Consider the following 26,390-nt stretch of genomic DNA (forward strand, 5'->3'; position numbering starts at 1 on the left):
CAACACTACTCGTGGACATGGACAACCTCCTCGCCCCGGGGTCAGTCAGGGAAAGCAGCACACCCAGCGTTTCGGAGGCGATCAAGTGCTGGAGCGAAAGCTTCCTGTGCCAAGGCAATAGCTTTCGACCTCTGCCATATTGCCGAGGTCGAGATTACGCGCGTTGCAAGCCCATCATAACACGAAAAAGCATCTGCGGGCGCCGCCAAATGTGGTGAATTACCTTACGTGAGCGCACTCCCGAATGCTCTTGCGCTGAAGGTCAGGTTCCCGACCTCGATTTGGAGGTTCAAGTCTGCAACGCCCAAGGTCGTCAACGGGTCGGTTCGAGCCATTGCGCGAAGGGCAGGTTTGGAGAAGCGCCGCGAATGACAGGTTATGGCGCACGTGGGCGGTTGGTGCGTTCCGACTTCAGATTGCCTGATGAGGCTCGGCAAGGGCCGGCCTGGGTGGTGAGTCGACGCTCCACGCGAACTCACGGAATGGCCGGGATGCGTACAAAATGGATATTGACGATGAAACGTCAGAGCGAGTCGGAGCGCGCCCCGGGCCCGTTGTCACCGACAGCCTTATTGTTTGCCAAGTGGTGAACTGAATGCTATAGTTCACCACATGGAAAACTGTAGCTTCTCTTTGGACACTGCATTTCACGCGCTCGCGGACTCGACCAGAAGGGCGGTGATCAGTCGTTTGATGAAGGGGCCGGCCCCGGTCAAGGAACTCGCTGAACCCTTCGACATGGGTCTCCCTGCATTCCTGAAGCATCTACGCGTGCTTGAGGAAAGCGGGTTGATAGCGACCGAAAAGAGCGGCCGTGTTCGAACTTGCCGGATACGGCCCAAGCACTTGTCGGAAGCAGAGACATGGCTTTCTGAGCAACGTGCACTCTGGCAGGCAGGCGCCGATCGGCTTGCCACCTATGTGGAAAACCAAATGACAGAGGACGATGACGAATGACTGCCGTTAACAATGAGCTATCCATCTCGCGCCTCATCAATGCCGCGCCGAGCAAGGTCTGGAAGGCGTGGAGCAAGCCCGAACATCTGGCGAGGTGGTGGATACCCCATCCAATCGAGTGCAAGGTCGTCAAGTTGGATCTGCGCCCTGGAGGCGGCTTCGAGACGCGGATGCGCGAGGGCGACGGAGACTTCAAGCCCCATGTCAAAGCCTGTTTCCTCGACATTGTTCCTGAGCAGCGTCTGGTGTGGACGACGACTCTCGGCGAGGGCTGGCGGCCGACAGAACCCTGGCTGGCACTGACAGCGATCATCACATTTGCAGCCGAAGGTAACGGCACCCACTATTCAGCCCGCGTGATGCACAAGAACGCCGCCGACAGCCGCAAGCACGAAGAAATGGGCTTTCAGGAGGGTTGGGGCACAACGATCGACCAGTTGGCGGCCTTCGTGGAGCATCTGGAATAAATCTGTCCTGAAGACCGCAAAGTGCGACCCATCCCGGAAAGACCGAGACGGGGCTCAATCAAGTCATTCATTGCACTGTCGCGAATGACGGCAAGGGGTCGGCTCGAGCCATTGCGCGAAGGGCAGGTTTGGAGAAGCGCCGCGAATGACAGGTTATGGCGCAAGGCAGTCATTGACGAACAACCGCGTCGCCTGCTTGTCATCCCCTCTTGCCATCCCCACCACCTTCCCCTAATCTCCCTCTGAGAAAACCTTTTCCCAAATCACCTTGCATCTGCTGACCTCACCAGTCGGCGTCTCGCAGGGTGATTAGAGAAAACCTTTTCCCAACCAAGGAATTCGCCGCGCCCATGGTTTCCGACGCCTCGCCAGCGCCCGCCAAAAACCCGGTCACCCTCCGTGAGGTGGCCGCTACCGCCGGCGTCAGCGTGGCCACGGCCTCAAAAGCCCTCAACGGGCAGGGGCGGATGACCGCCGAGACCCGCGAGCGTATTCGCGAGACGGCGCAGCGGCTTGGCTTTCGCCCGAACAGCCTGGCGCAGAGCCTGTTGCGCCGGCGCTCCTTTACCGTCGGCCTGTTGACCAACGACACCTATGGCCGCTTTTCGCTGCCGGTCATGTCGGGCATTTCGGATGCGCTGGTCGACAAGGGCGTCTCGGTGTTTTTGTGCAATGTCGAGGACGACCAGCGCCTCGGCCAGCTGCATGTCGATGCCATGCTCGACAAGCGCGTCGACGGCATCATCGCAACCGGCAAGCGCATCGATCGCCACCTGCCGGTCGATCTGTCCAATCTCGGCGTTCCCGTGATCTACGCCTTCACCCAGCCCGACCCCGGTGCCATCGCCTTTGTCTCTGATGATGCCGGCGGTGCGCGGCTGGCGGTCGAGCATTTTTGGCGGCTTGGCCGGCGGCGCATCGCCCATGTCAGCGGGCCGGCGAGTTTTGCGGTGGTGCACGCGCGGGCACAGGCCTATCGTGACGTGCTGACCGAGAAAGGCTTGCCGGTCATGGAACCATTGCTCGGATCGTGGTCGGAAGCGTGGGGGCACGAGGCGGTGAAGACGCTTTTCGACGGCAGGCTGTCGAAGCGCGGGGGCGAAACGCCCGATGCCGTGTTTTGCGGCAACGACCAGATCGCGCGCGGCGTCATCGACGCGCTGCGCGAGCGCGGGCTTGGCGTGCCGGGCGATGTCGGCGTCATCGGTTTCGACAATTGGCAGATCGTCGCCGAGGCAACCCGCCCGCCGCTGACCTCCGTCGACATGAACCTGGCGGCACTCGGGCGCGAGGCCGGCCTCACCTTGCTTTCGCTCGTCGGCGGCGAACCCGCCGAGCCGGGCATCCGAAAACTGCCGTGCCGGCTGGTGGTGCGTCAGTCATGCGGCCGTCCACCGGACGGCTGAGATCAAGACGCCGTGCGGGGAGCACGGCCTAAGCAGAACCATCAGGAGGAGAACCATGAGAACTATGATTGCCGGGCTCGCTATTGCCGCGAGCATCCTGAGCTTTCCGGCCGCCGCCGCCGAGACCGCGAACATCTGGGTTCGCGCCGACGGCTCGAACTTCATGCCGCGCATCGTCGATGCCTTCAACAAGGGACATGAGAACCAGATCAAGCTGGACATCATCCCCAATGCCGAGATCATCCCGAAATACGGCGCTGCCGCCGCCGGCGGCACGGCGCCCGATGCGCTGTCGCTCGACCTGATCTACACGCCGTCCTTCGCCGCCGCCGGCCAGCTGGAAGACATCACCGACTGGGCGAAATCGCTGCCCTATTTCAACAGCCTGTCGCCGGCGCACGTCAAGACCGGCACCTACAAGGACCGCATCTACGGGCTGCCGTTCTCCGCCGATAGTTCGGTGCTGATCTGGAACAAGAAACTGTTCAAGCAGGCCGGCCTCGACCCTGAAAAGGGGCCGACCAACTGGGCCGAGATCGAAGCCTATGCCGAAAAGGTCAACGCGCTCGGCGGCGATATCAAAGGCTTCTATTTCTCCGGCAATTGCGGCGGCTGCAACATCTTCACCTTCACGCCGCTGATCTGGGCCTCGGGCGGCGACATCCTCACCGAGGACGGCTCGAAGGCGACGCTCGACAGCCCGCAGCTGCGCGGCGCCATCGATCTTTATCGGTCGATGGTCAAGAAGGACCTGGTGCCGGCAGGCGCGCAGACCGATACCGGCTCCAACTTCTTTGCGGCGTTTGCCGCCGGCAATATAGGCATCTCGCCGTCCGGCGCCTTCGCCATCGGCGCGCTGAACACGCAATATCCGGACATCGACTACGGCGTCACCTTCCTGCCGGGCAAGGATGGCGGTTGGTCGTCCTTTGCCGGCGGCGACAATTTCGTCGTCACCAAGGGCACCACGAAAATCGCAGTGGTGAAGGAGTTCCTCGACTTCGCCTATTCGCTCGAGGGCCAGACCATCCTGGCGAAATACGGCAGCCTGCCGGTGCGCGGCGACATCGCCAACGAGGCGCTGAAAGACCTTGACCCGCGCTACAAGATCGCCGCCGAGGCGATGGCCAAGGGCCGCACGCCCTATTCGGTGGTGTTCAACGATCTGATCAACTCCGCCAACGGTCCGTGGAACCAGATGGTCAACGAGGTCTTCTTCGGCGAAGACGTCAATGGCGCCATCGCCAATGCGCAGGAAACCATGCAGTCGATCATCGATTCGGCGCCGCAGCAGTAAGCGCCGGCTTACCTCCCCCTTGAGGGGAGGTCGGACCGCAGGTCCGGGTGGGGTCGTCGCGGAAGTGCTCGACGTTCTCTTTGCGTCGGCGCGCGTCAGAGGCGACCCCACCCCCGGCCTTCGGCCGGACCCTCCCCTCAAGGGGGAGGGGGACGCAGCGCTAACAGCAAGGCTATCGCATTGAGAAAAGACCCCCTCATCCGGCCGCTTCGCGGCCACCTTCTCCCCGCTGGGGAGAAGAGGCTGGCGTCAACGCTGGCGACCTCCTCTCCACTCGGGGAGAGGTCGGATTGCCCCGAATTGCCCTTTGCAATTCGGTTGGCAATCCGGGTGAGGGGGTTTTTTGCCGTTGCCCTGAACCCAGTGAGCGGCCAGCCATGACCTCCATCGCAGCAACCTCCGCACCCACCCGCCGCAAACTGGTCGGCGCCGGCCGCCGGCAGTGGGTCGGCCTGCTCTATGTCGCGCCGGCCGTCGCGCTGGTCGTCGTCTTCTTCATCATTCCGCTTGGCATGACGGCGTGGATGTCGCTGCACAACTGGCCGCTGATGGGCGCGCACTCGTTCATTGGCCTCGACAATTACTGGGCGATCCTGCGCGATACCAGGTTCTGGAACGCGCTCAAATTCACCGGCTACTACACGGTGATCGTCACCATCGCGATCTTCGTCGTCGCCTTTCCGCTGGCACTGTTCATCGAAAGGCCGCGGCCGCTGACCGGCTTCTACCGGACGTCGTTCTTCATGCCGGCCGTCATCGGTTTTGCCTCGGCCAGCCTGCTGTGGTCGTGGCTGCTCAATGTCGATTCCGGCCTGTTCAGCCCGGCCGCCTTCGAGCTCGGCCTGACCGAAAGGAAAGTCAACCTGCTGGCGACGTTCCAGCCGGCGTTCTGGTCGATCATCGCCATGGTCGTCTGGAAGGTGGCGGGTTTTACCATGATCATCCTGATGACCGGCCTGCAATCGATCCCGCCGGATCTGCAGGAGGCGGCGATGATCGACGGGGCAGGGCCGCTGGCGCGGTTTCGCGCCATCACCCTGCCGCTGATGCGCCGCACGCTGGCGCTGGCGCTGATCCTGTCGGTTGCCGGCTCGGTGCTCGCCTTCGACCAGTTCTACATCATCCTGCGCGGCGGACCGCGCAACCAGACGCTGACCGCCGTCTACTGGATTTTCAACCAGTCGTTCGTGTCGTTCAAGCTCGGCTACGGCGCCGCCCTGTCGATGGTCCTGCTGGTCATCCTGGTCGCGCTCAGCCTGATCCAGCTGCGGTTGCTGCGCCAACCGGAGGGCGTTGACTGATGGCGCAGGCACGAAGCCGCAAACGCCGCATCGGCATGCAGATCGCCGAGCACGCGACGGGCATCATCGCCTCGCTGCTGTTTCTGGCGCCGATCGTCTGGACCGTGCTTTCGGCCTTCAAGCCGGCACAGGAATCGCGCCAGCCGCCGCTGCCGCCCTGGCCGACGACGGGTTTTTCGGTCGAGAATTATGCCACGCTCAACACCTTTGGCGATGGCCTCTGGCTGCCGGCGCAAAACAGCATCTATGTCTCGGTCATGACGGTGGTGCTGTCGGTGATCGTCAGCGTGCTGGCCGGCTACGGCTTCTCGCGCTTCCGCTTTCCGCTGAAGAACCTGCTCTTCGTCCTCATCCTGTCGACGATCATGATCCCGTTCCAGTCGATCCTGACGCCGATCTTCCTGGTGCTGACCAAGATCGGCCTGCACAACACGCTGACCGGGCTGGTCTGCGTCTATGTCACGCTGCAGCTGCCGTTCTCGATCTTCATGATGCGCAACGCGTTCGACGCGGTGCCGCGCGAGATCGAGGAGGCGGCCCGCATGGACGGCGCCAACAATGTCACCATGCTGCTGCGGGTGATGCTGCCACTGGTCTGGCCGGGCATCGTCACCATCGCGCTTTTCGCGTTCCTCGGCGCCTGGAACGAGTTTTTGGCGGCGCTGGTGCTGATGACCGACCAGTCCAAATTCACGCTGCCGATCATGATGACGGCGCTGCAGTCGGGCCGCTTCGGCGCCATCGACTGGGGCGCGGTGCAGGCCGGGGTCACCGTGATGATGGTGCCATGCCTGGTGCTGTTCCTGCTGCTGCAGCGCTTCTACATCCGCGGCCTCATGGCAGGGGCCGTGAAGTGACCAATCGAACCGAACCGGAGTAAATTGATGACCGCATCGCAATCCGCCAAGCCGGCTGCCGAGCTGGACAAGCCGAAACGCGCCTTTCGCCCGCTGCCGGTGCCGCAGGTCGATGTGCGCGGCTTCTGGGGTGACCGTGCCGATGCCGTCGCCACCACGACCGCCGACATCCTCTATGACCGCTGCGTCGAGGCGCGCATGCTCGAGCAGATCGATCCGGACCGGCCATCGCCGGGCGTCGTCATTCCGTTCCACTCCCCCTCGCCGGACGAGGCCGCCACCGCCGGCAACGAATTTACCGGCTCGACCGTCACCACCCAGATGTTCTGGGACTCTGACTGGGGCAAGACCATCGAGACCGCCGCCTATTCGCTGTACCGCCGCCGCAACGACGCGCTGGAGAAGAAGATCGACGCCGTCATCGACATGTACGGCAGACTGCAGCAGCCCGACGGCTATCTGTCGAGCTGGTACCAGCGCATCCAGCCCGGCCTGCGCTGGACCAATCTGCGCGACTGCCACGAGCTCTACTGCGCCGGCCATCTGATCGAAGGCGCGGTCGCCTACTACCAGGCGACGGGAAAACGCAAGCTGCTCGACATCATGTGCCGCTATGCCGACCATATCGCCGAGACCTTCGGCGCCGAGCCCGGCAAGAGGAAAGGCTATTGCGGCCATGAGGAGATCGAACTGGCGCTGGTCAAGCTCGCGCGGGTCACCGGCGAGCAGAAGTACATGGACCTGGCAAAATACTTCATCGACCAGCGCGGCCTTGAGCCGCATTATTTCGACGAGGAGGCGCGTGCCCGCGGCGCCGACCCAAAAGCCTATCATTTCAAGACCTACGAATACGGCCAGTCGCACAAGCCGGTGCGCGAGCAGGACAAGGTCGTCGGCCATGCGGTGAGGGCGATGTATCTCTATTCCGGGATGGCCGATATCGCGACCGAATATGGCGACGACACGCTGCGGGCGGCGCTCGACCGGCTGTGGGACGACCTCACCACCAAGAACCTCTACATCACCGGCGGCCTCGGGCCGTCGTCGCACAATGAGGGCTTTACATCAGACTACGACCTGCCCAACGAAACCGCTTATGCCGAGACCTGCGCTTCGGTCGGACTGGTGTTCTGGGCGAGCCGCATGCTCGGCATGGGCCCCAATGCGCGTTACGCCGACATGATGGAGCGGGCTCTCTACAACGGCTCGATTTCGGGCCTGTCGCTCGACGGCTCGCTGTTCTTCTATGAAAATCCGCTGGAAAGCCGGGGCAAGCACAACCGCTGGAAATGGCACCGCTGCCCGTGCTGCCCACCCAATATCGGCCGCATGGTCGCCTCGATCGGCAGTTATTTCTACGGCCTGTCCGGCGATGCCCTTGCCGTCCATCTCTATGGAAACAGCACGGCTCGTTTCGATATCGCAGGAACGCAAACGGAGCTGCGCCAGACCAGCAACTATCCATGGGACGGCGCGGTCTCGATCACGATCGAGCCCGAGGCGCCGACGACATTTACCTTGCACCTGCGCCTGCCGGCCTGGTGCCGCAAGGCGGCGCTCAAGGTGAACGGGGAGGCGGTCGATCTGCAGGCGGTTACCAGCGACGGCTATGCCGCGATCCGGCGCGAATGGCGCAAGGGCGACCAGGTCGAGCTCGACCTCGAAATGGCCATCGACCGGCTCTATGCCAACCCGCAGGTGCGGCAGGATATCGGCCGCGTCGCGCTTGCCCGCGGCCCGCTGATCTATTGCGTCGAGGAGACCGACAATGCCGGCCAGCTGCACCGCATCGCCTTGCCGCCGACAGCCGAGATCGAGGCGCATCAGCAGCCGAACCTTTTGGGCGGCGTCGTGACGCTTTCGGCTGTTGCCAGGAAAGAGAAGTTTGAAGACTGGGACAACGGCCTCTACCGCCCCGAACCGCCGGCGGTTGAAGAGTCAAAAATCACCGCTGTGCCGTATTTTGCCTGGGACAACCGCGATCCCGGCGAGATGCTGGTCTGGCTGAGAGACTCGTGATCCGTGGACGAAGATGATGCCGCCGACGACAGGGATGTCTTGAATTTGCCCCGGCGGCGCTAATTTAGAGGGGAGAGTGGCGCTAGCCACTCGAATGGGTGGAGGCAGAGTTGGCGCTCGAAGATGTCGCGCGTCCGAGCGCTGGTGCTCGCGCCATGGTCATGACCGTCGCGGCGGTGCCGTTGCTGTTCGTGATCGGTGGACTGGCCATCCGCTATGCGGCTTTTGCTTCGGTGTCGGAGGAAACAGGTTTCGCGGCTTATGCCCGTGCGCTGTGCCGGTGGGATTGCGCCTGGTACATTGGCATCAGCGAACAGGGCTATGAGCGTTTTCCCATTCCAAACCACAGCAATGTCGGTCGCTGGAGCTTCTTCCCGCTCTATCCGATGCTGGTGGCGGCGATCCGGTTTGTTTTCCCATACCCTACGATACTGATCGCGACGGTCACCTCGATTGCCTGCAGCTACGCCGCCTGTCTGGTGGCGTGGCCGCTGCTCGAGAACAACATGCGGGCCTATGTGATGTATTGCGCGTTTCTGCTCAGCGGCCCGTTCTCGTTCCACTTCACGACCTTCCTGAGCGAACCGCTTTTCGTGCTGCTGACCTCGTGCGTTTTTCTGGCGCTCAAGCGCTCCAGCTATCTCGCCGCGGGCGTTTCATCCGCGCTGCTGTCGGCGACCAGGCTGGTCGGGGTCTTCGTCGTCTTTGCAACCGTTATTCAAATGTTCAGCGAGCACCGCCGGCAGGGCGGATCGGCGCTGTCTTTCCCGCGTTGGCTGCTTGGCCGACCGGATCTGCTGGTCGCTGTCCTCATCTCGCCTGCCGGTTTGTTCGCTTACATCCTGCTCCTGTACCTCACCGTCGGAGACGGCTTTGCATTCCTGCACGTCCAGCGCGCGTTCGGACGGGTGGCGGGCAATCCGCTGGTCTTCCTGTGGGACGGGCTCTCAGCTGTTCCGACCACCGGATGGCTGCCCACGGCGCCGCAATGGAGCGCGCTCTCCGCGATCGCCGGGCTGGCGCTGTCGGCCGGTCTGGCGGCTCGCAGGCAATATGGCGCGGCACTCTTCTGCGCGCTCTGCATCATCCTGCCGCTGATCACCAACCTGGCCTCGATGGTCAGATATGTGATTGGGCTTGCGCCCCTGACAATGTTGCTCGTCGTCCTGTTGTCGGCGTCAAGGCTCATTTGGCTCGCGGCTTTGGTTCTCTTCCTTGGCGCCTGTTATTTGATGACTGTGGCGTGGATCGGAGGCTATCTTGCCCTGGTCTGACATTCCGGCCCCGTATCGGCGCGCCGCCTCGCTTGGCGGCTACGCGCTTGCGGCAGTTCTGGCCGGGTCCGAGATCGTCATCCTAGCGCTTGCTCTCAATCCGAACGTCAACGCCGATTACCGCGCCTACTACATCGATCAGACGACGACCTGCCTCAATCGCGATGCGACCGGCAGCTACACACTTGGCCAGACGGTGTCGTTCCGGAGCGACGGCGCCAAACGGGCAGCCAGCATAAAGGTCTGCGGCTGGTCGGGGTCGGCAGGCGACGGCACCCATTCGCTAGGCGAGACCTCGCGGCTTCGCGTGAAGATACCGCCGCTCCGCGACAGCCTGATGGCCACGCTGCAAATGGCCGCGGTCATTCGTCCACCGCAGATCACGCAAAGGGTGGTGATCTCGGTGAACGGTGTTCGGGTGCATGCGGAGACGCTGTCTGGCAAAGAACCACGAACGGTCTCGTTCGTCGTTCCACCGGCGGCTCTCGGCAAGGCCGATACACTCGAAATCGCCTTCGACTATCTCGACGGCATTCCGCCGACTCCGGCCGCCAGCGACATCTACAAGCGCTCCATCAAGCTGGTGTCGTTGCGGCTGGATGCGATTTGAGATCACGCTCTGCGGCCGCCATGATCAAGCTGGCGAAGCGCGTGAGATCCACATTGCCGCCACTGACGATGACACCGATGCGCTGGCCTCGCAGGCTTTGCGATTCACTGCGAACCGCCGCCGCTGCAAGGCAACCGGTGGGTTCGACCACGATTTTCATGCGCTCGGCGAAAAAATGCATCATTTCGATGAGCGCGTCGTCGCTGACCGTGGTGATAGCGGCAACCTTGTCGCGGATGACAGGAAAATTATGCGCGCCCAGATGGGTGACGACCGCGCCATCGGCGATGGATTTCGGCACTTCGATGGTGACGACCTCACCCCGGGCGAGGGATTGCTGACCATCATTGCCGGCCTCCGGTTCAACCCCGACGACCCGGCAGGCGGGCGCGCATTCCGCCGCCGCCAGTGCGGCGCCGGCGAGCAGGCCGCCACCGCCAAGGCAGACATAAAGGGCATCGAGCGAGCCGGCCTCCTGGATAAGTTCAAGTGTCGCCGTGCCTTGCCCGGCAATCACATCGGGGTGGTCGTAGGGTGGAATGAGGGCGGCTCCCCGCTCGGCGGCGATCCTGCCGCCAATCTCTTCGCGGTTCTCGCTGTAGCGGTCGTAGAATATCACTTCGGCGCCATAGCCGCGGGTGGCACGCACCTTCAGCTCGGGCGCATCCCTGGGCATGATGATCGCTGCCTTCACGCCCTTGATCGCGGCCGCATAGGCCAGCGCCTGCGCATGATTGCCCGAAGAATAGGCCACCACTCCCCGTGCCCGCACCGAAATATCCAAGGCCAGAAGCGCGTTCATGGCGCCGCGGAACTTGAAGGCGCCGCTACGCTGGAAGTTCTCGCACTTGAAGAACACCTCGGCGCCGGTGAGCTCGTTGAAGGTGCGCGAGGTCAGCACCGGCGTCCGGTGGGCCAATCCGGCGAGGCGCGCCGCGGCGGTCAGAACATCGTCGAATGTCGGGATATTGAGGGGCATTGCGGGTCGCCTTCTTCACTTTGCCGATGGTGGGCCGGCCGATGGGCTGGCTTGTCTGCGACGATACGTGTTTGCGCGAACCGGCGAGCGCATTCGATGGGAAGCTCGGCGCAACATTCGCCCGAATGACGGGCGACAAACCGCAGGAAATGCGGCTCGTTGGCCAACACCGCTGTCTTCCCCCGAGAACCGCTGGCTAGAATGAGGGAAAGCCGGGGAGATGTCATGTCCGTCACCGCAGACGAGTCGCAGCTGCTGCTGCTTGCAGGCGATCAGGTCGCGCCGCTGTTGGAGCCGGATGCCGTCCTCGATGCCGTGCGGCGGTCCTTCGAGCTTCACAGTGCGCGCGAAGGCAGGGTCTTTCCGCTTGTGCGCGAGAACCTGCATACCGGCGGCATTTTCGGTATCAAGTCGGGCGACGTGCCGAGCGCCGATCTTCTGGGCTTCAAGGCGGCAGGCTTCTGGCCAGCCAACCGCGAACTCGGCAAGGAGCCGCATCAGGCGACCATCGTGCTTTTCGACCCGCACACCGGGCGTCCCTTGTGCATCATCGACGGGAACGCCATCACCACCTTGCGCACAGGGGCGGCTGGCGCCATTGGCCTGACCCTGCTGGCCCGCCCCGAAAGCCGGTCGATCTGCATTTTCGGCACCGGCACCCAGGGCCGGATCCAGCTGCGCCTGGCCCTGCGTGCCATGCCCGGTCTGGACACCATCCATTACCTGACGGCGGACGGCCGCCCCGACGCGGCGTTCGAGGCGGCATTCGAGGATTTCGCGCCGGCCCATTCGAACCAAGCCGCCAAAGCTGTCGGCTCGAGCGATATCATCATCACCGCGACCCCCGGCAGCGGACCGCTGTTTCCGGCAGAAGCGGTGCGGCCCGGCACGCACATCAACGCCGTCGGTGCCGATACGCAAGGCAAGCGGGAACTGCCTGACGGCGTGCTGCGCCGGGTACGGCTCTTTGCCGACGACTGCGAACAATCGGCCGCTGTCGGCGAAGGCCAGTGGGACACCGGCTGCCGGGCAATCGAAATCGGCGATCTTCTGACCGGAAAAATTCCGTTCACGCGCGATGCCGCCGACATCACGGTCTTCGATATGACCGGGCTCGCACTGCAGGATCTGACGGTCGCGGATATGCTCTGGCGACAGGCCAGGAGCTGGGGCACGGGAACGCGCGTGCCATGGCGCTGGTAGGCCGGGCCGAAGCGACCGACGGCGACGGAACAAAGCTCGAGACGCGATCTTCGTTGCGCACTGAACAGTCAATCAGCTCGCCCCGAAGGGTCCACTCAAGAAGATCTTCGTCATCGCTGAGAACTGACCACAGCTTCCTCTGTCCGAAAGGAACGAACTGCCACGCCGGACTATGGCGGACATGCGCCGTGGACGCGGTGAAGCTGTGTGCCTGAAGCGCGCCTGTATGTATTGGATGCCGGAAGAGGGTGCGGCGGCGGCGACCGCATCGGCGAGAGCGGTCATCAAACGGTCCAGATCGCGCCTGAGCCCGTAGGTAACGATCGCTCAGCGCCCTTTGCTGTTGCCATTGCGGTCAATCGCGTCAGAAGGCGCCGACTTCCATTTTGGATCTGTCCGTGAAGCGTGACAGGCGGAATGGCGTCGGATCGACGCTTGCCGCGTCACCGGCGACCAGATCCGCCGCCAGATGGCCAATGCCGGGACCGGCGCCGAAACCGTGTCCGGAACAGCCTGCGGCGACGAACGCTCCGCCGATGCTGTCCACCGCCGAAATCACCGGCACTGCGTCCGGTGTGAAGTCGATATACCCGCCCCAGGAAGACACGATGCCGGCATCGGCAATGGCGGGGAACAGGGCCCTTATCTGCGTCATGATGCTTGCCGCCATTCGCTTGTCCGGAGCGGGATCGAGGACGCGGATGCGCTCAAAGGGAGTCGGCCTGTCGAGATGCCAGCGACCGAGTGTTTCCGGGCCTGCGAAGAACGAGCGGCCTATGCCGATCTCGACGGCCTTCAGCCGTTTGATGAACATCGGCAGAAACGGGCGGGCATAGCGGATCCCCTGCGGCGTGATCTCGAGCGTCGCCCTGCCGCTGGCGGCTATCGTGTAGCTGCCATCGATCCGGCGCGTCAGGGCACCGTCAGAGGTAAAGATTGCTCCGCCAAGATCCGGTGCCGGACCGGTCCGCAAGGTGGTCTGACGGACGCTGGCCTGCGGCAGCGAAACCGCATGCATGCGCAGGAAAGCAGAAGCCCAGGCGCCGGCGGCGCACAGCACCGCGTTGGTGCGGATCAGGCCTTTCTCGGTGACGACGCCGCTCACTTGCCCATTGGTGATATCCAGGCCGCGTGCCGCGCAGTTCTGATGAATGGTCGCGCCACGCTTGCGGGCGCCCTCGGCGATCCGCGGGGCGGCCAGCCAGGGCTCGGCCTTGCCATCGTCTGCCGCGTGGACGCCGCCCAGCCATTTGCGGCCGCCAGCCGCAGGAACGGCGGCAGTGGCCTCGTCGGCCGTAAGCATCCGCGTCTTGACGTCGAACCGCCGCGCAACCGCGCGCCACTTGTCCCATTCGGCGAGCTGCTTTGGATCGTCCGTCGCATAGATGAGCCCGCAACGGCGAAAGCCAAGGTCGTGCCCGATCTCTTCGGTCAGCTCTTGCCACAGCCGCAGCGCCAGATTGGCAAGCGGCAATTCACGTGCATCGCGGTTCTGCCGGCGGCACCAGCCCCAGTTCCGGCTCGACTGTTCGCAGCCGACATAGCCCTTTTCGATCAGCGCCACCGACAGGCCGCGCCGGGCCAGGCAATAGGCCGCGCTGGCGCCGACAATCCCGCCGCCGATCACCACGACGTCCGCTGACCTGGGCAGCGTTTCATCGCTGCTGATGTGGTGGATTAAAGGGGACATGGCGGCCTCTGCAATCAATGATAGCTCGCAGTATCGGCGACCGGCGCCGCAGAATGCACTGACTGCAGCGGCATTTTGGTATTTTGCACCGAATCTCGCCGGCATTCGGCGAGTGGCGCGGAAGAGGCGGTTCTATCGTCCTGTCAGTCTTCCCACTCCAACAGTCCTGGTGCTCATGAACACCCAGTCCGTCACATTCGAACCTTTTGAAGCGCACCATCTTGAGGAAGCGACGGACCTGTCGCGAGCGGCCGGCTGGCCGCACCGGAATGAAGACTGGGCCATGATCTGGTCCCTGAGCGAAGGTCAGGTCGCGTTGGAAGGCGGCAGGGTGGTGGGAACCGCCTTCATGACCCCTTTCGGAAGAACCTGCGCAACTCTCAACGCCATCATCGTCGCTGAGGCAATGCGTGGTCGCGGGCTGGGACGGCGGCTGACCACCACCGCGCTCGAGCAGGCCGGCGACCGCGAGTGCCGCCTTACCGCCACGGCCGACGGACTGCCTCTTTATAAAAAGCTGGGTTTTGTCGCGACGCACGATGTTCGGCAGCACCAGGGCACCGTCGGGCAGATCAGTGCGCCTCCGGCCGTGGAATGGATCGGGTCCGAGCACCTTCCGACACTCACCGTGCTCGATCGCGCCGCCTTCGGTGCGGATCGCGCCGCGCTCATGAACGCCTTGGCAGGCGAGGGACGGTTTGCGGCCATCACCAACGCGGACGGCATCGCGGCCTTCGCGGCCGTGAGGGCATTTGGCAGGGGCGAGGTCGTTGGACCGGTCGTGGCGGAAGATCGCGGTCAGGCGAGAGCCCTGATCGCCTTCATCCTCTCGGGAATGCAGGGCCGCTTCGTGCGCATCGACATCCCTGAAGACGCCGGCCTTTCACCCTGGCTCGAAGGACTGGGGCTCGCCCATGTGGGCGGGCCGGTTGCCATGCTTCGGGGCGCAAGCAATATCCCGGGTTCCACGAACGTACGCATCTTTGCCCTGGCCAGCCAGGCCCTCGGCTGAGGCCAACTCAGAAGGTCATGGATCAGGTGGAGCGGTCGCTGTGCTCGCCGGGTCCTCGCTGCGCAAAAACCCATCGGTCGAGCATGAGAAGATTGACCGCCGGAACAAGCAGGCATGTAACCACAATGGCAATGATCGGCGGCAGGCCGAGTTTCGCCGTCAAGAGCGCCGGCGCTGCGTAAGCCACGGCAAAGCCTGTCGCCGTCAGCAGGAGAAAACGCGCGGCTTCCGATCGATGCGGTCCATTCGACATGAAGGTTACTGATTTATGGGCGAAATATGAAAACACGGCAGCCGCCGCGTAAGCCGCGAGCGACGCCGGAACCGGCGAAAGGCCGATCCATTTCGATTCGACCAAACCGATAGCCAGGGCAGCATACAGGATTGTCGCGGCGATGCCGACCAACCCGAAGCGCGCCAGCAGCTTCAGCCCGGCACCGGCAGTCGAACGGTCCTCAGACATGCGCGCTGCACGCATACTGGGCCCCGAGCGGCAGAGGCGCGAGCAGGCGCTCGAGTCGTCTGGCGAAGGACCTGGCCGACGGCAGCAGCAGGAAGTGCTCGGATCGGATATCCTGAAAACCCGTCTCCTGAAAAAGCGATCTTGCTTTGGCGGCGTTGAGCAGGACCGCGTCCTGGTCGAACGGACACCGCAACACCGCGAGACGCGTCAGCGGATTATAAGGGTTATGCTCGATGATGCAGGCGACGCCGCCCGGCCGCACGACGCGCCGCATTTCCCGGAAGAAATCGAGCCAGGAGGCGGGCGGAACGTGATGGACGACGCAACTGGCGAAAGCCAGATCGAACGCGCCGTCGCCATAAGGCAGGCGCGGCGTCGTGCAGGCCCTGTAGGTCACACACGGATTGTCCTGGCCGGCGCGCAGGATCGATTGTTCCGAGACGTCGCAGCCATCCAGGCTCTCGAACGCGCCTTCGAGATAAGGGTGGAGCGACCCGACGCCGCAGCCGATATCCAGCGCCCGCACCCCGCTTTGTCGAAGCCCACGCTCGACAACGAGACGCCGCAGCAGGTCGGCCTTGGCGATCAGAAAAAAGTCGTGCCCGAGTCCCGAAAACCGGATGGATCCTGCGACCGCCTCGCCATAGTTCGATTTATAGCTGTCGAAGAGTTCGGCCATCAGCCGAGGCTCCGTTCCTGGGTTTTCGAAACGGTCGACGGCTCTCACTGGCGGCACGCATCGCCTTGTCGAAGCCGGCGACCCGATCGATCACGTAAAGCGGACGGCGTTTCACCTCGGCGTGGATGCCGCCGACATAGAGCCCGACCACGCCGGTCATGAAAAGATTGATGCCGCAAAGCAGCGACACGATCACCACGGTGGATGTCCAGCCGGCAATGATGCCGGTTTCAAAAATCCAGGCGAAGATGGCGTAAATGCCGAACAACACCGCAAGCGCGGAGATCGCCAATCCGCCCCACAGCGCCATGCGCAGCGGCTTCTCGGAGAAGCTGACGATGCCGTGAACGGCAAGGTGCATCATCTTCCAGAACGGGTATTTGGTCTGGCCAAGGGTCCGCGCCGGGCGTTCGAATGGCACCGCCGTCTGCTTGAACCCCATCCAGGCGAACATGCCCCTGACGAAACGGTCGTGTTCGGGCATTTGCTTGAAGGTTTCCAGAGCCTTGCGCCCGACCAGGCGAAAATCGCCGACGTCGCGGGGGATGTCGACCGACGTCATCTTCTCCAGCAGGCGGTAGAAGAGACTCGCCGTCAGGCGCTTGAACCAGGATTCGCCCTCACGCTTGACACGGCGGGCATAGACGATCTCGAAGCCTTCCTTCCACTTCGCCACCAGATCGAGGACCACCTCCGGCGGGTCTTGCAGGTCGGCATCCATGACGATGACGGCATCACCCGCAGCCGCATCCATGCCGGCCGTGATGGCGACCTGATGGCCGAAATTGCGGGAAAGCTCGATCAGCCGGAAGCGCGGCTCGACGGCGACGACGTTGCGAAGGTATTCGACGCTCCCATCGAGGCTTCCGTCATCGACGAAGATCGCCTCAGTCTCGCCGTCCAGCCGGCCGATCAGCGAACTAATCCGCTCGACCAGTCGCGGCAGCACCTGTTCTTCATTGTATATGGGAAGGACCAGCGAGTACCGCGGCGGCGACACGTTCACCGCAGTCCTGTTGCTTTGGATCACAGGGTCTCGCATGCCGTTGAAAATGGAACGCAAGCTACAAAGTTCCAAGGACATACAAGAAATCGCTAAATTTAGCGGTTTCGGCCAGGTGCTGATCATGCGTGGAAAGGAACACAGGCGTTACCGCAATCGAACGTCCATTTGTGGTCGGAGCACGGCGTCAATGGGCTATCGCCCGTCCCAAACCGCCGCGAAGCAACCTTTGAGGACCCGCTTCGATCATGCCGCCCAAAAACGGATGTCTGCTGGCCGATCTATCCCGCTTGCCACTTCTGCCATTGCACAAGCCACATCAGAACAATAGATGGTGCGGAGCGGCCGCCCCTTATGTCAGGCGGAAAAACAGGACTATGCGCATGACCAATACGCTGGACTCAGCGAAATTGACCGACCGGGTCGCGGCCCTGGTCGAGGCTGCCAAACGGGCCGGCGCCGACGCCGCCGACGCGGTTGCGGTGCGCGGCCGTTCGACCGGAGTGTCGGTGCGGCTTGGCAAGGTCGAGGGCACCGAGGCGTCCGAGAGCGAGGATGTCTCGCTGCGCGTCTTCGTCGGCAAGCGGGTGGCGAGCGTCTCGGCGACCGCTGCCTCCGACCCGAAAGCGCTGGCCGAGCGCGCCGTGGCGATGGCGAAAGTCTCGCCGGAAGATCCCTACCAGGGCCTCGCCGATCCGGCCTTGCTGGTCAAGAAGCCGCGCGACCTCGATCTGTTCGATCCGACGGAAGTCTCGGCCGACCAGTTGAAGGAAGCGGCGCTGGCCGCGGAAGCGGCGGCCCTTGCCGTCAAGGGCGTTACCAATTCGGCCGGCAGCGGCGCCAGCGCCGGGCTTGGCGGGCTGGTGCTCGCCACCTCGCACGGCTTTGTCGGCCACTATGTCGCCTCGCGCTTTTCGCGCTCGACCAGCGTCATCGCCGGCGAGGGCACCGGCATGGAGCGCGATTATGAATTCTCCTCGCGCCAGCATTTCTCCGATCTCGACGCACCCGAGGACATCGGCCGCAAGGCCGGCGAACGCGCGGCGCGGCGCGTCGGAGCGCGCAAGGCGGCGACCGGGCCGGTCGATGTGGTGTTCGACCCGCGCGTCGCCCGCGGCATCGCCGGCCATCTCGCCGGCGCCATCAATGGCGCCTCCGTCGCGCGCAAGACCAGCTTTCTGCGCGACATGATGGGCAAGCAGGTGGCGGCGGCCGCGATCACCGTCACCGACCAGCCGCTCCGGCTCCGTGGCCAGGCGTCGCGTCCGTTCGACGGCGAAGGCATCGAGGGCGAAAAGCTGCTCATGGTTGAGAAGGGCGTTTTGAACCACTGGTTCCTGTCGACCTCAGTGGCGCGGGAATTGGGGCTGACCACCAACGGGCGCGGCTCGCGCAACGGCTCCTCCGTCTCGCCGTCATCGACCAATCTTGCCATCGAGCCGGGCGAGCGGACGCCCGAGGACCTCATCAAGTCGCTCAAATCAGGCTTTTACGTCACCGAAGTGTTCGGCCAGGGCGTCGACATGGTGACTGGCGAGTACAGCCGCGGCGCTTCCGGCTTCTGGATCGAGAATGGCGAGCTCGCCTATCCGGTTGCGGAAGTGACCATTGCCTCGAACCTGAAGACGATGTTCCTCAACATGGTTCCGGCGAGCGATCTCGATCGCAATTTCGGCACCGCCGCACCAACGCTGCTGATCGAAGGCATGACCCTTGCCGGAGCTTGACCAGGTCGCCTCCGCCGCCGGGGCTCGTGAGGATCTGCCGCTGCTGCGCGACGCTGCCCGCGAGGCGGGCGCCATCGCCATGCGCTATTTCGGCAACAATCCGCAAGTGTGGATGAAGGGCGGCACCTCACCGGTGAGCGAGGCCGATCACGCCGCCGACGCCTATCTGCGCCAAACCTTGCTTGCGGCACGGCCGGACTATGGCTGGCTGTCGGAGGAGACGGCCGACGATCCGGCAAGGCTTGCCGCCCGCCGCACCTTCGTCGTCGATCCGATCGACGGCACGCGCGGCTTCCTCGAAGGCCTGCGCTCCTGGTGCGTCAGCGTCGCGGTGGTCGAGGACGGCCGCACGCTTGCCGGCGTGCTCGAATGTCCTGCCACCGAGGAGACCTATTGGGCGCTGCCAGGTGAGGGGGCGTTCCTGAATGGCCGTCGCATTGCGGTGCGCCGCCCGGCAGCGATGGTCGAAATTGGCGGGCCGAAGCCATTGATCGCCCTGATGCCGGCGCAATGGCAGGGCCGGCTGAGCCGCGTGCCCTATATTCCCTCGCTCGCCTATCGGCTGGCGATGGTCGCCAATGGCAGGCTCGACGCGACCTTCGTCAAACCCAGCGCACATGACTGGGACATCGCCGCGGCGGATCTCATTCTGGGCGAGGCCGGCGGCGCATTGCTCGACCAGAAGGGCCGCGCACCGCGCTATGCCGGCGAAGTGATCCAGCACGGCGCGCTGGTCGCCGGCAGCGGCGAACTGCTCGCCGTCCTCTCCGCCGTCGTCGCAGGGCTGGACGGTTGAACATGTCATCAATGGTTCCAAAGTCGGCGGCTTTGGTCTAGACCTGTCACAAACTCACGATATGTGAAGGACCGACATGACCGCGGAAGACGGAAAGAAGCAGCTTTTGCACCTGGTGTTCGGCGGCGAACTGAAGACGCTTGGCGGGACAGAATTCCGTGATCTCGAGACGCTCGATATCGTCGGCATCTATCCGGATTATCAATCCGCGCAAACGGCGTGGAAAGCCAAGGCCCAAGCCAGCGTGGACAATGCCCATATGCGTTATTTCGTCGTTCACCTGCACCGGTTGCTCGACCCCGAAAACAAGCCTGCCGGTTGACATGGATGGATCATGAAGGCGTGAAAAGGCCGGCCACGAGGTCCGCGGCAAGGCGGCGTCGCGGTGGCACCCCGAAGACATTCTGGCGCAAGATACGCGAACCGCTGGCGCAATCGCGATTCGTCAAGAACGCCATCGCCAGCCTGTTTGCGCAGTTCGTTCGCCTCGTCCGCCTGACCAATCGTGCTGTCGACGGATCGGCGCAGATGTCGGGCGGCGCCTACTCGCAGTTCGAACCCGCCATCATCGCGCTGTGGCACGGCCAGCATCTTCTGACTCCGGCCTACTATCCAGGGGGACGGCCAGTGGTCGCCATGGTGTCGCGTAGTGCCGACGCCGAGCTCAACGCACTGATGATCGAGAAATTCGGGATCGAGGCGGTGCGCGGCTCGGGTGGACGCGAAGGCTCGAAGCGTCGCGACAAGGGCGGCGCCAAAGCGCTGATCGCCCTGAAAAAGTCACTCGCCGCCGGCAAGAACGTCGCCATGATCGCTGACATTCCGCATGGCACGCCGCGCGACGCCGGGCTTGGCATCGTTCTCCTGGCGCGGCTTTCGGGCCGGCCGATCCTGCCCGCCGCCATCGCCACCAGCCGCCGCAAGGTGCTGGAGCGCAGCTGGGACAAGACCACGATCAATCTGCCGTTCGGCCGCTCCTCGATCGTGCTTGGAGCGCCGGTGTTCGTTCCGGCCAATGCCGACGAGGCTGAAATGGAACGCAAGCGCCAGGAGGTCACGGCCGCGCTCAACGCCGCGACCGCCGAGGCCTACCGCCTCGTGGATGGCCCAAAATGAGCGAGCGCTGGGCGCGCACTTTCCTGACGGCGTATCGTTTCGCAGGCGCAGCCGCCTATCCCCTGGTCGGGCCCTATGTCGCCTGGCGCACCTCCAGAGGCAAGGAGGACCGAATTCGCCGGCGCGAGCGCTATGGCATCGCCGGGCGCGAGCGCCCCGAAGGGCCGCTGATCTGGATCCATGCGGCGAGCGTCGGCGAGACGATCGCCGTCGTGCCGCTGGTCGAGAGCATCCTTGACTACGGCGTCAATATCGTGCTGACGACGGGGACCGTCACCTCCGCTCAGGTTGCCGAGGAACGGCTCGGCGACCGCATCATCCACCAATACGTGCCGCTCGACCTCAAGCCGGCGGTCAGCCGCTTCCTCGACCATTGGCGGCCGGATCTGGCGATCATCGCCGAATCGGAGATCTGGCCGATGACCATCCTCGAGCTCGGCGCACGGCGTGTGCCGCAGGTGCTGGTCAATGGCAGGCTGTCCGACCGTTCGTACAAATCCTGGAAGAAGCGCGCCAACATCGCCGAGGCGCTGTTCGAGAATCTCGCCCATGTTGTCGCCCAGTCGGATGTCGACGGCGAGCGCTTCCTCTCGCTCGGCGCCCGGCCGGTCACCGTATCCGGCAATCTCAAGGTCGACACCACGCCGCCGCCGGCCGATGAAAGGGCGCTGTACACGTTGAAGCGCCAGGTCGGCGCCCGCCCGACCTGGGCGGCGATCTCGACCCATGACGGCGAGGAGGTGGTCGCCGCCGAGGTTCACGCGATGCTGCACAAGCGTCACCACGGTCTTTTGACGATCGTCGTGCCGCGCCATCCTGATCGCGCCGAAGCGCTTGCCGCGCAGATTTCCGGCATGGGCCTGAAACTCGCTCGGCGCAGCAAGGGCGACCGGATCATCGCCGATACGGACATTCTGCTCGGCGACACGATGGGCGAGATGGGGCTTTATCTCAGGCTGACGGAGATCGCCTTCGTTGGCCGTTCGCTCACCTCGGAGGGCGGCCAGAACCCCCTGGAGCCGGCCATGCTCGACACGGCGGTGCTGGCCGGCCGCAACGTCCAGAATTTTCGCGAGACCTATCAGCGCCTGCTCGACAGCGGCGGCGCCAAGCTGGTGCGCGACCGCGACATGCTGGCCGGCGCCGTCAATTTCCTTTTGACCAACGAGGTGGCTCGCCACGAGATGATGGCGGCGGGTGCGGCGACTGTCGAAGAGATGCGCGGCGCGCTGGCGCTCACCTTGAAGTCGCTCGAACCCTACATTCAGCCTTTGGTCGTCAAATCGCGCCTCAAGGGCGCCAACGGCCGTTAAGATGGCCAGCGAAGCGCCCCCCTTCTGGTGGGAAGAACCGGACTGGCGGGCGCTGGCGCTGGCGCCGCTGTCGGCGGTCTATGCGCTGGTTGCCGGCCGCCGCATGCGCTCAGCGGCGCGCGAGAAGATCGAGGCGCCGGTGCTTTGCGTCGGCAACTTCACCGTCGGCGGCACCGGCAAGACGCCGGTGGCGATCGCACTGGCCCGGCAAGCCAGGCGCATGCAGCTCAATCCAGGTTTCCTGTCGCGCGGCCATGGCGGCTCCTTCGCGCGGCCGCATGTCGTCGATCCGCATCATGACGCCGCCAAGCATGTCGGCGATGAGCCGCTGCTTTTGGCTGCGCACGCGCCGGTCGCAGTGACGCCGAACCGTGCCGCCGGCGCACGCCTCCTGCTGGAAAAGCATGGCTGTGATTTCCTGATCATGGATGACGGTTTCCAGAGCGCGCGCATCCACATCGACTACGCGCTGGTCGTCGTCGACGCACGCTACGGCGTCGGCAACGGCCGCGTCATTCCCGGCGGTCCGCTCAGGGCTGGTATCGTCGACCAACTGGTTTTCACCAGCGCGCTGCTGAAGATGGGCGAGGGCCTTGCTGCCGATGCCGTCGTTCGCCAGGCGGCGCGCGCCGGCCGGCCGATCTTCGAGGCGCATACGCGGCCAACCAGCAAGGCGGGGCTGGCCGGCAAGCGATATCTGGCCTTTGCCGGCATCGGCCATCCCGACAAATTCTTCGACACGGTCCGTCAGGCCGGCGGCGAGGTTGCGCTGGCCCGGTCGTTTCCTGACCATCATTTCTATGGCAAGGACGAACTGGCCGAACTGGCAACGACAGCGCGAGGTGCCGGACTTGGCCTCATCACCACCGCCAAGGACGCCGCCCGGCTGCGCCACGATGCCGCGTCGGCCGATTTCCTCGGACAGCTTGATGTGCTGGAGATCGACACCGTGTTCGATCCCGACCACGTGCCCGAACGTATCATCGTCGAGACGCTGGATGCCTGGCGGCAGCGCAAGCTGCAGGGCTGATCTTGGAGCATTGCGTCGTTGGTAGAGCTGTTTGACGCTGGCGGGACAGCGCCCCCCTCTGTCCTGCCGGACATCTCCCCCACAAGGAGGGAGATCGGCCGTCACCCCGGCTTTCGCCAATCACCAACGTCGCAGGATGAGCAGGGCGCTTAAGCTGCCGATCTCCCCCCAAGTGGGGGAGATGCCCGGCAGGGCAGAGGGGGGCGCGAAGGATCGCTACTGAACGGCTTTGATGGCGCCGCCCTAGCGCCGGCTGCGCAGTTCGGGATGTGCCTCGATCTCGCGGCGCAGCGAGGCCGCGGCACTCACATAGGGCTCCTGCCTGGCGACGCTCCAGTATTTGAGCTCATCGAGCGGGATGCTTTCGCCGGTGACCGCACAGCGCACGAAGGCGCCGGGGCTGGTCACCTGGAAGTCGCCGTCCAGGTAGCGGATACGGGCTTCCTTGCCGCCGGGGCCTTCAAAGCGATTCATCATGACATGGAGCCAAGGTTCATGACGATGTCATCGCCACAAAATGCCGGCAAGGTCAAGCTCCGAGCGAGGCAAGATTGGCTTCTGTCGGCTTCGTTTCGGACGGCAACCAGCCGAGCAGGCCGGCAAAGTGGATGCCCCGCATCCTACTGCTCGGCTGCGATGAAATCCTCGATCTTTTCCGCCGCCAGTCCAGCCTGGGCCGCGATGCGCCGGGCAAGCTCGGCTGCGGCGGCGCGCGGACGCCCGATTGGCCGGTCGAGCCAGTAGGATATCGGGCTGAGGACGACGCGCTCGTCGGCGGCGATGATACGGCCAGACTTCAGTTGATCCTCGGTCATCGGCGGCCGCGCCAGCGCGATGCCGAGACCATGGGCTGCGGCGCCGAGCACCAGATTGTAGTCCTCGAAACGGCGGTCCTGCGGACGCGGGCGGTAATCGATGTCCTGTGCGGCAAACCAGGCACGCCAGGCCGAGGCGTCGGAATCGTTGATCAGCGGGAATTTGAGCAGCCGGGCAGGGTCGCCTCGGCCGATCTCGCGGGCGAGGTCCGGCGAGGCGACTGGAAACACATGTTCCTCGAACAGCTCCACCGAGACGCGGCCGGGGATGCGGCCGCGTCCGCAGCGGATCGACAGATCGATGCCCTCGTCGGCAAGGTCCGCCTGGCGGATATCGACGTCGAGCACGATGCGCAGCCTGGACGGATTGTTTTCCAGCGCCGCCATGCGCGGCATCAGCCACAGCCCGCTGACCGAGGGAATCGAGGTCAGCCGCACCACGGCGGTGCCGCGCGGCTCGATCCAGCGGTCTGAATTGCTCGATATCAGCGCGAAGGCCTCAGTGGTGCGCAGATGCAGGCGGTTGCCTTCGATCGTCAGCGAGACACCTCGCGCGCCGCGATCGAACACTTTCAGCCCGAGCCAGTCCTCAAGCTTGGCGATCTGCCGGCTGACGGCGCCATGGGTGAGATTGAGCTTTTCGGCAGCGGCCGAAAAGCTGCCCGTCCGTGCCGCGGCGTCGAAGGCGCGCAGGGTTTCGAGCGGCAGCATCGCGTCTGAGCTGTGATCCATAATCACAGCTGACCCTCGATTTGGTCGTTTGTCAACCGATCGGGAAAGGCGCTTTGTATGTTGAGAGCATGAAACGCGGGATTAATGAAATGAACGCTTGTACCGGCACGTTGAATACGACACAGCGGATCGACACCACGGCGGCCATTGCGGTGGCGTTGACGGTGGTCGGCTGGGCCTCCGCCTTTCCGGCGATCCGTGCCGGCCTCGTCGCTTTCGGGCCGCTGGAACTTGGCGCGCTGCGCTTCGCCATCGCGGCGGTGCCGGCGGCAATCTTCCTCGCCGTCAAGCGGCCGGCGCTGCCCCGGCTCGATGAATTATGGCGCTTTGCCTTCGGCGGCGCCGTCTTCGTTGCGCTGTATACGGTAATGCTCAATTTCGGCGAGCTGACCGTCTCGGCGGGTGCTGCCGGCTTCATCATCAATGTCAGCCCGATCTTCACCGCGATCATGGCGATGGCGCTGCTTGGCGAACGCTTCTCGGGCCTGGCCTGGGCCGGCACATTGCTGTCCTTCGCCGGCATCGGCATCATCGCCATGGGCGAGGGGCAAGGGTTGCATTTCAACAATGGCGCGCTGCTGGTCCTCGGCTCGGCGCTGTGCTCGGCGGTCAACACCATCGTGCAAAAGCCGCTGTTTGCCCGCCATCATCCGCTGACCATTTCGGCCTCGAACATGCTGCTCGGCGCGCTCTGCCTGCTGCCCTTCCTGCCGAACGGCCTGGCGCAGGCGGCAGTTGCCGATACCGCCGGTCTCGGCGCCGTCGTCTTTCTCGGCATCGTGCCAAGCCTCATCGCCTACGCCGCCTGGGCGACAGCACTTTCCCGGCTGCCGGCGGCGCGCGCCTCGAATTTCCTTTATCTGGTTTCGCCGGTGGCGACGCTGATCGGCTTCTTCTGGCTGGGCGAGGTGCCGACGCTGCTCGGCATCATCGGTGGCGCGCTGGCGCTCGGCGGCGTCATCGTGGTCAATTTGAAGAGGTGAATCAAATAGTTGTAAGATTTTCCTGAATCGAAATGACCGTTTGGTCAGCGCCTGGGCGTTGGTTCGCGAGCAAGCGAGCTTACGAAGCCTGATATCTGACGGCTGCCACGCAGTCTCATCATCGGCACGAGCGGTCCCCTGGCCAACCGCTCCGCCTCGATGTGCGGTCGACTGTTGCGATCGAAATTCCAGACGTAGCGCAGAAACGACAAAAATTCTTTGTCCAGCCTCTCGCTGCATCCTACCGGGAGATCAGGCCGAGGCCGGTTCAATGCGCTACGCAATACGATCCGGCTCAAACAGGTTGTGCGAGGGGTGTCCAGCCAGACAATGAGGTCAGCTCGGGGAAGCCTTAAATCGAAAGTCTGCCGATAATAGTTTCCCTCGCACACCCAGTCGTCACCAGAGATGGCCTCGTTGACGCGTGCGCGGAAAACCTCGTTTTGCGGTTTGCTCCAGCCTGGCCCCCAGAACAGCTTGTCCAAATGCACGACCGGCAATTTCAGCCTTTCGCCCATTTCCCGTGCAAGAGTTGATTTGCCGCTTCCGGCATTTCCGAGAATTACGATCCGTTGCACAGCGCGACCTCAGACAGCTTTGGTTCCTCGCCCGGTGAAACGGGGGAGAGGTTGCCACGAAGCGGCCGGTGAGGGGCATAGAT

General features: G+C 64.0%; 26 protein-coding genes. 18 read left to right on the forward strand and 8 right to left on the reverse strand.

What is annotated here, in order from left to right; all coding sequences use genetic code 11:
* Nucleotides 1–633 precede the first annotated feature (633 nt).
* From BLT09_RS32175 to BLT09_RS32215, 9 genes are all read left to right on the forward strand, one after another.
* Nucleotides 634–957 carry an ArsR/SmtB family transcription factor gene (locus BLT09_RS32175; protein ID WP_329608767.1) on the forward strand — a complete coding sequence of 108 codons (324 nt, stop codon included), beginning with the start codon at nt 634–636 and terminating at the stop codon, nt 955–957.
* Complete coding sequence (locus BLT09_RS32180; RefSeq protein ID WP_091600503.1) at nt 954–1,424, forward strand: SRPBCC family protein; 471 nt, start codon at nt 954–956, stop codon at nt 1,422–1,424. The genes BLT09_RS32175 and BLT09_RS32180 overlap by 4 nt, the downstream gene beginning before the upstream one ends.
* Nucleotides 1,425–1,774: 350 nt before the next feature.
* The gene (locus BLT09_RS32185) at nt 1,775–2,830 is read left to right on the forward strand and encodes a LacI family DNA-binding transcriptional regulator (RefSeq protein WP_091600504.1); all 1,056 of its coding nucleotides are present in this window, start codon (nt 1,775–1,777) and stop codon (nt 2,828–2,830) included.
* A 55-nt stretch (nt 2,831–2,885) separates the two neighbouring features.
* A complete protein-coding gene (locus BLT09_RS32190; RefSeq protein ID WP_091600505.1) occupies nt 2,886–4,127 on the forward strand; it encodes an ABC transporter substrate-binding protein in 1,242 nt (413 codons plus the stop codon).
* Nucleotides 4,128–4,504: 377 nt separating this feature from the next.
* Nucleotides 4,505–5,428, forward strand: coding sequence for a carbohydrate ABC transporter permease (locus BLT09_RS32195; RefSeq protein WP_091600506.1), 924 nt, complete (start codon nt 4,505–4,507; stop codon nt 5,426–5,428).
* The gene (locus BLT09_RS32200; protein WP_023802294.1) at nt 5,428–6,285 is read left to right on the forward strand and encodes a carbohydrate ABC transporter permease; all 858 of its coding nucleotides are present in this window, start codon (nt 5,428–5,430) and stop codon (nt 6,283–6,285) included. Before BLT09_RS32195 ends, BLT09_RS32200 begins: the two co-directional genes overlap by 1 nt.
* A gap of 27 nt (nt 6,286–6,312) precedes the next feature.
* The gene (locus tag BLT09_RS32205; protein ID WP_091600507.1) at nt 6,313–8,304 is read left to right on the forward strand and encodes a glycoside hydrolase family 127 protein; all 1,992 of its coding nucleotides are present in this window, start codon (nt 6,313–6,315) and stop codon (nt 8,302–8,304) included.
* 110 nt (nt 8,305–8,414) lie between these two features.
* Nucleotides 8,415–9,578 (forward strand): hypothetical protein, encoded by a 1,164-nt coding sequence (locus BLT09_RS32210; protein ID WP_091600530.1) that lies wholly within the window; start codon nt 8,415–8,417, stop codon nt 9,576–9,578.
* A complete protein-coding gene (locus BLT09_RS32215) occupies nt 9,565–10,188 on the forward strand; it encodes a hypothetical protein (RefSeq protein WP_091600508.1) in 624 nt (207 codons plus the stop codon). Before BLT09_RS32210 ends, BLT09_RS32215 begins: the two co-directional genes overlap by 14 nt.
* Here the strand turns inward: BLT09_RS32215 and BLT09_RS32220 are convergent.
* Nucleotides 10,154–11,167, reverse strand: coding sequence for a threo-3-hydroxy-L-aspartate ammonia-lyase (locus BLT09_RS32220; RefSeq protein WP_091600509.1), 1,014 nt, complete (start codon nt 11,165–11,167; stop codon nt 10,154–10,156). The two genes, BLT09_RS32215 and BLT09_RS32220, sit on opposite strands and share 35 nt — an antisense overlap.
* Nucleotides 11,168–11,392: 225 nt before the next feature.
* On the opposite strand from BLT09_RS32220, the gene BLT09_RS32230 reads away from it, so the two are divergent.
* Nucleotides 11,393–12,370 carry an ornithine cyclodeaminase family protein gene (locus tag BLT09_RS32230; RefSeq protein WP_091600531.1) on the forward strand — a complete coding sequence of 326 codons (978 nt, stop codon included), beginning with the start codon at nt 11,393–11,395 and terminating at the stop codon, nt 12,368–12,370.
* Between the two features lie 364 nt (nt 12,371–12,734).
* Here BLT09_RS32230 and BLT09_RS32235 read toward each other — a convergent pair whose 3' ends face one another.
* Nucleotides 12,735–14,060, reverse strand: coding sequence for an NAD(P)/FAD-dependent oxidoreductase (locus tag BLT09_RS32235; protein WP_091600532.1), 1,326 nt, complete (start codon nt 14,058–14,060; stop codon nt 12,735–12,737).
* A 175-nt stretch (nt 14,061–14,235) separates the two neighbouring features.
* On the opposite strand from BLT09_RS32235, the gene BLT09_RS32240 reads away from it, so the two are divergent.
* Complete coding sequence (locus tag BLT09_RS32240) at nt 14,236–15,072, forward strand: GNAT family N-acetyltransferase (RefSeq protein ID WP_091600511.1); 837 nt, start codon at nt 14,236–14,238, stop codon at nt 15,070–15,072.
* 22 nt (nt 15,073–15,094) lie between these two features.
* On the opposite strand, the gene BLT09_RS32245 is transcribed toward BLT09_RS32240, so the two are convergent.
* From BLT09_RS32245 to BLT09_RS32255, 3 genes are read right to left on the reverse strand one after another with little or no spacing between them, the layout of a single operon-like run.
* A complete protein-coding gene (locus BLT09_RS32245; RefSeq protein WP_236473071.1) occupies nt 15,095–15,535 on the reverse strand; it encodes a GtrA family protein in 441 nt (146 codons plus the stop codon).
* A complete protein-coding gene (locus BLT09_RS32250) occupies nt 15,528–16,214 on the reverse strand; it encodes a class I SAM-dependent methyltransferase (protein WP_091600513.1) in 687 nt (228 codons plus the stop codon). The genes BLT09_RS32245 and BLT09_RS32250 overlap by 8 nt, the downstream gene beginning before the upstream one ends.
* A complete protein-coding gene (locus tag BLT09_RS32255) occupies nt 16,189–17,214 on the reverse strand; it encodes a glycosyltransferase family 2 protein (protein WP_413468394.1) in 1,026 nt (341 codons plus the stop codon). Before BLT09_RS32255 ends, BLT09_RS32250 begins: the two co-directional genes overlap by 26 nt.
* A gap of 386 nt (nt 17,215–17,600) precedes the next feature.
* Here BLT09_RS32255 and BLT09_RS32260 point away from each other — a divergent pair, with 386 nt between their 5' ends.
* The 6 genes from BLT09_RS32260 to lpxK all read left to right on the forward strand — a co-directional run bounded on the left by BLT09_RS32260 (nt 17,601) and on the right by lpxK (nt 23,199).
* On the forward strand, nt 17,601–18,944 hold the full coding sequence (locus BLT09_RS32260) for a TldD/PmbA family protein (protein WP_091600534.1): 1,344 nt from the start codon (nt 17,601–17,603) through the stop codon (nt 18,942–18,944).
* A complete protein-coding gene (locus BLT09_RS32265) occupies nt 18,931–19,740 on the forward strand; it encodes a 3'(2'),5'-bisphosphate nucleotidase CysQ (protein ID WP_091600514.1) in 810 nt (269 codons plus the stop codon). The genes BLT09_RS32260 and BLT09_RS32265 overlap by 14 nt, the downstream gene beginning before the upstream one ends.
* 76 nt (nt 19,741–19,816) lie before the next feature.
* The gene (locus tag BLT09_RS32270) at nt 19,817–20,062 is read left to right on the forward strand and encodes a DUF4170 domain-containing protein (RefSeq protein ID WP_023802307.1); all 246 of its coding nucleotides are present in this window, start codon (nt 19,817–19,819) and stop codon (nt 20,060–20,062) included.
* A 5-nt stretch (nt 20,063–20,067) separates the two neighbouring features.
* A complete protein-coding gene (locus BLT09_RS32275) occupies nt 20,068–20,856 on the forward strand; it encodes a lysophospholipid acyltransferase family protein (protein ID WP_091600515.1) in 789 nt (262 codons plus the stop codon).
* Nucleotides 20,853–22,169 carry a lipid IV(A) 3-deoxy-D-manno-octulosonic acid transferase gene (gene waaA, locus BLT09_RS32280; protein WP_091600516.1) on the forward strand — a complete coding sequence of 439 codons (1,317 nt, stop codon included), beginning with the start codon at nt 20,853–20,855 and terminating at the stop codon, nt 22,167–22,169. Before BLT09_RS32275 ends, waaA begins: the two co-directional genes overlap by 4 nt.
* Before the next feature lies 1 nt (nt 22,170).
* Nucleotides 22,171–23,199: a tetraacyldisaccharide 4'-kinase gene (lpxK, locus tag BLT09_RS32285; RefSeq protein ID WP_091600517.1), complete on the forward strand. Its 1,029-nt coding sequence runs from the start codon at nt 22,171–22,173 to the stop codon at nt 23,197–23,199.
* Nucleotides 23,200–23,442: 243 nt separating this feature from the next.
* On the opposite strand, the gene BLT09_RS32295 is transcribed toward lpxK, so the two are convergent.
* Nucleotides 23,443–23,676: a DUF2093 domain-containing protein gene (locus BLT09_RS32295; protein ID WP_027153867.1), complete on the reverse strand. Its 234-nt coding sequence runs from the start codon at nt 23,674–23,676 to the stop codon at nt 23,443–23,445.
* 143 nt (nt 23,677–23,819) lie between these two features.
* The gene (locus BLT09_RS32300) at nt 23,820–24,746 is read right to left on the reverse strand and encodes a LysR substrate-binding domain-containing protein (RefSeq protein ID WP_091600519.1); all 927 of its coding nucleotides are present in this window, start codon (nt 24,744–24,746) and stop codon (nt 23,820–23,822) included.
* A gap of 89 nt (nt 24,747–24,835) precedes the next feature.
* Here BLT09_RS32300 and BLT09_RS32305 point away from each other — a divergent pair, with 89 nt between their 5' ends.
* Nucleotides 24,836–25,729: a DMT family transporter gene (locus tag BLT09_RS32305; protein ID WP_091600520.1), complete on the forward strand. Its 894-nt coding sequence runs from the start codon at nt 24,836–24,838 to the stop codon at nt 25,727–25,729.
* A gap of 44 nt (nt 25,730–25,773) precedes the next feature.
* Here the strand turns inward: BLT09_RS32305 and BLT09_RS32310 are convergent, their stop codons facing one another.
* A complete protein-coding gene (locus BLT09_RS32310; RefSeq protein ID WP_091600521.1) occupies nt 25,774–26,307 on the reverse strand; it encodes a P-loop NTPase family protein in 534 nt (177 codons plus the stop codon).
* Nucleotides 26,308–26,390: the final 83 nt, after the last annotated feature.

It is taken from the genome of Mesorhizobium muleiense (assembly GCF_900099905.1).
GTDB lineage: Bacteria > Pseudomonadota > Alphaproteobacteria > Rhizobiales > Rhizobiaceae > Mesorhizobium > Mesorhizobium muleiense.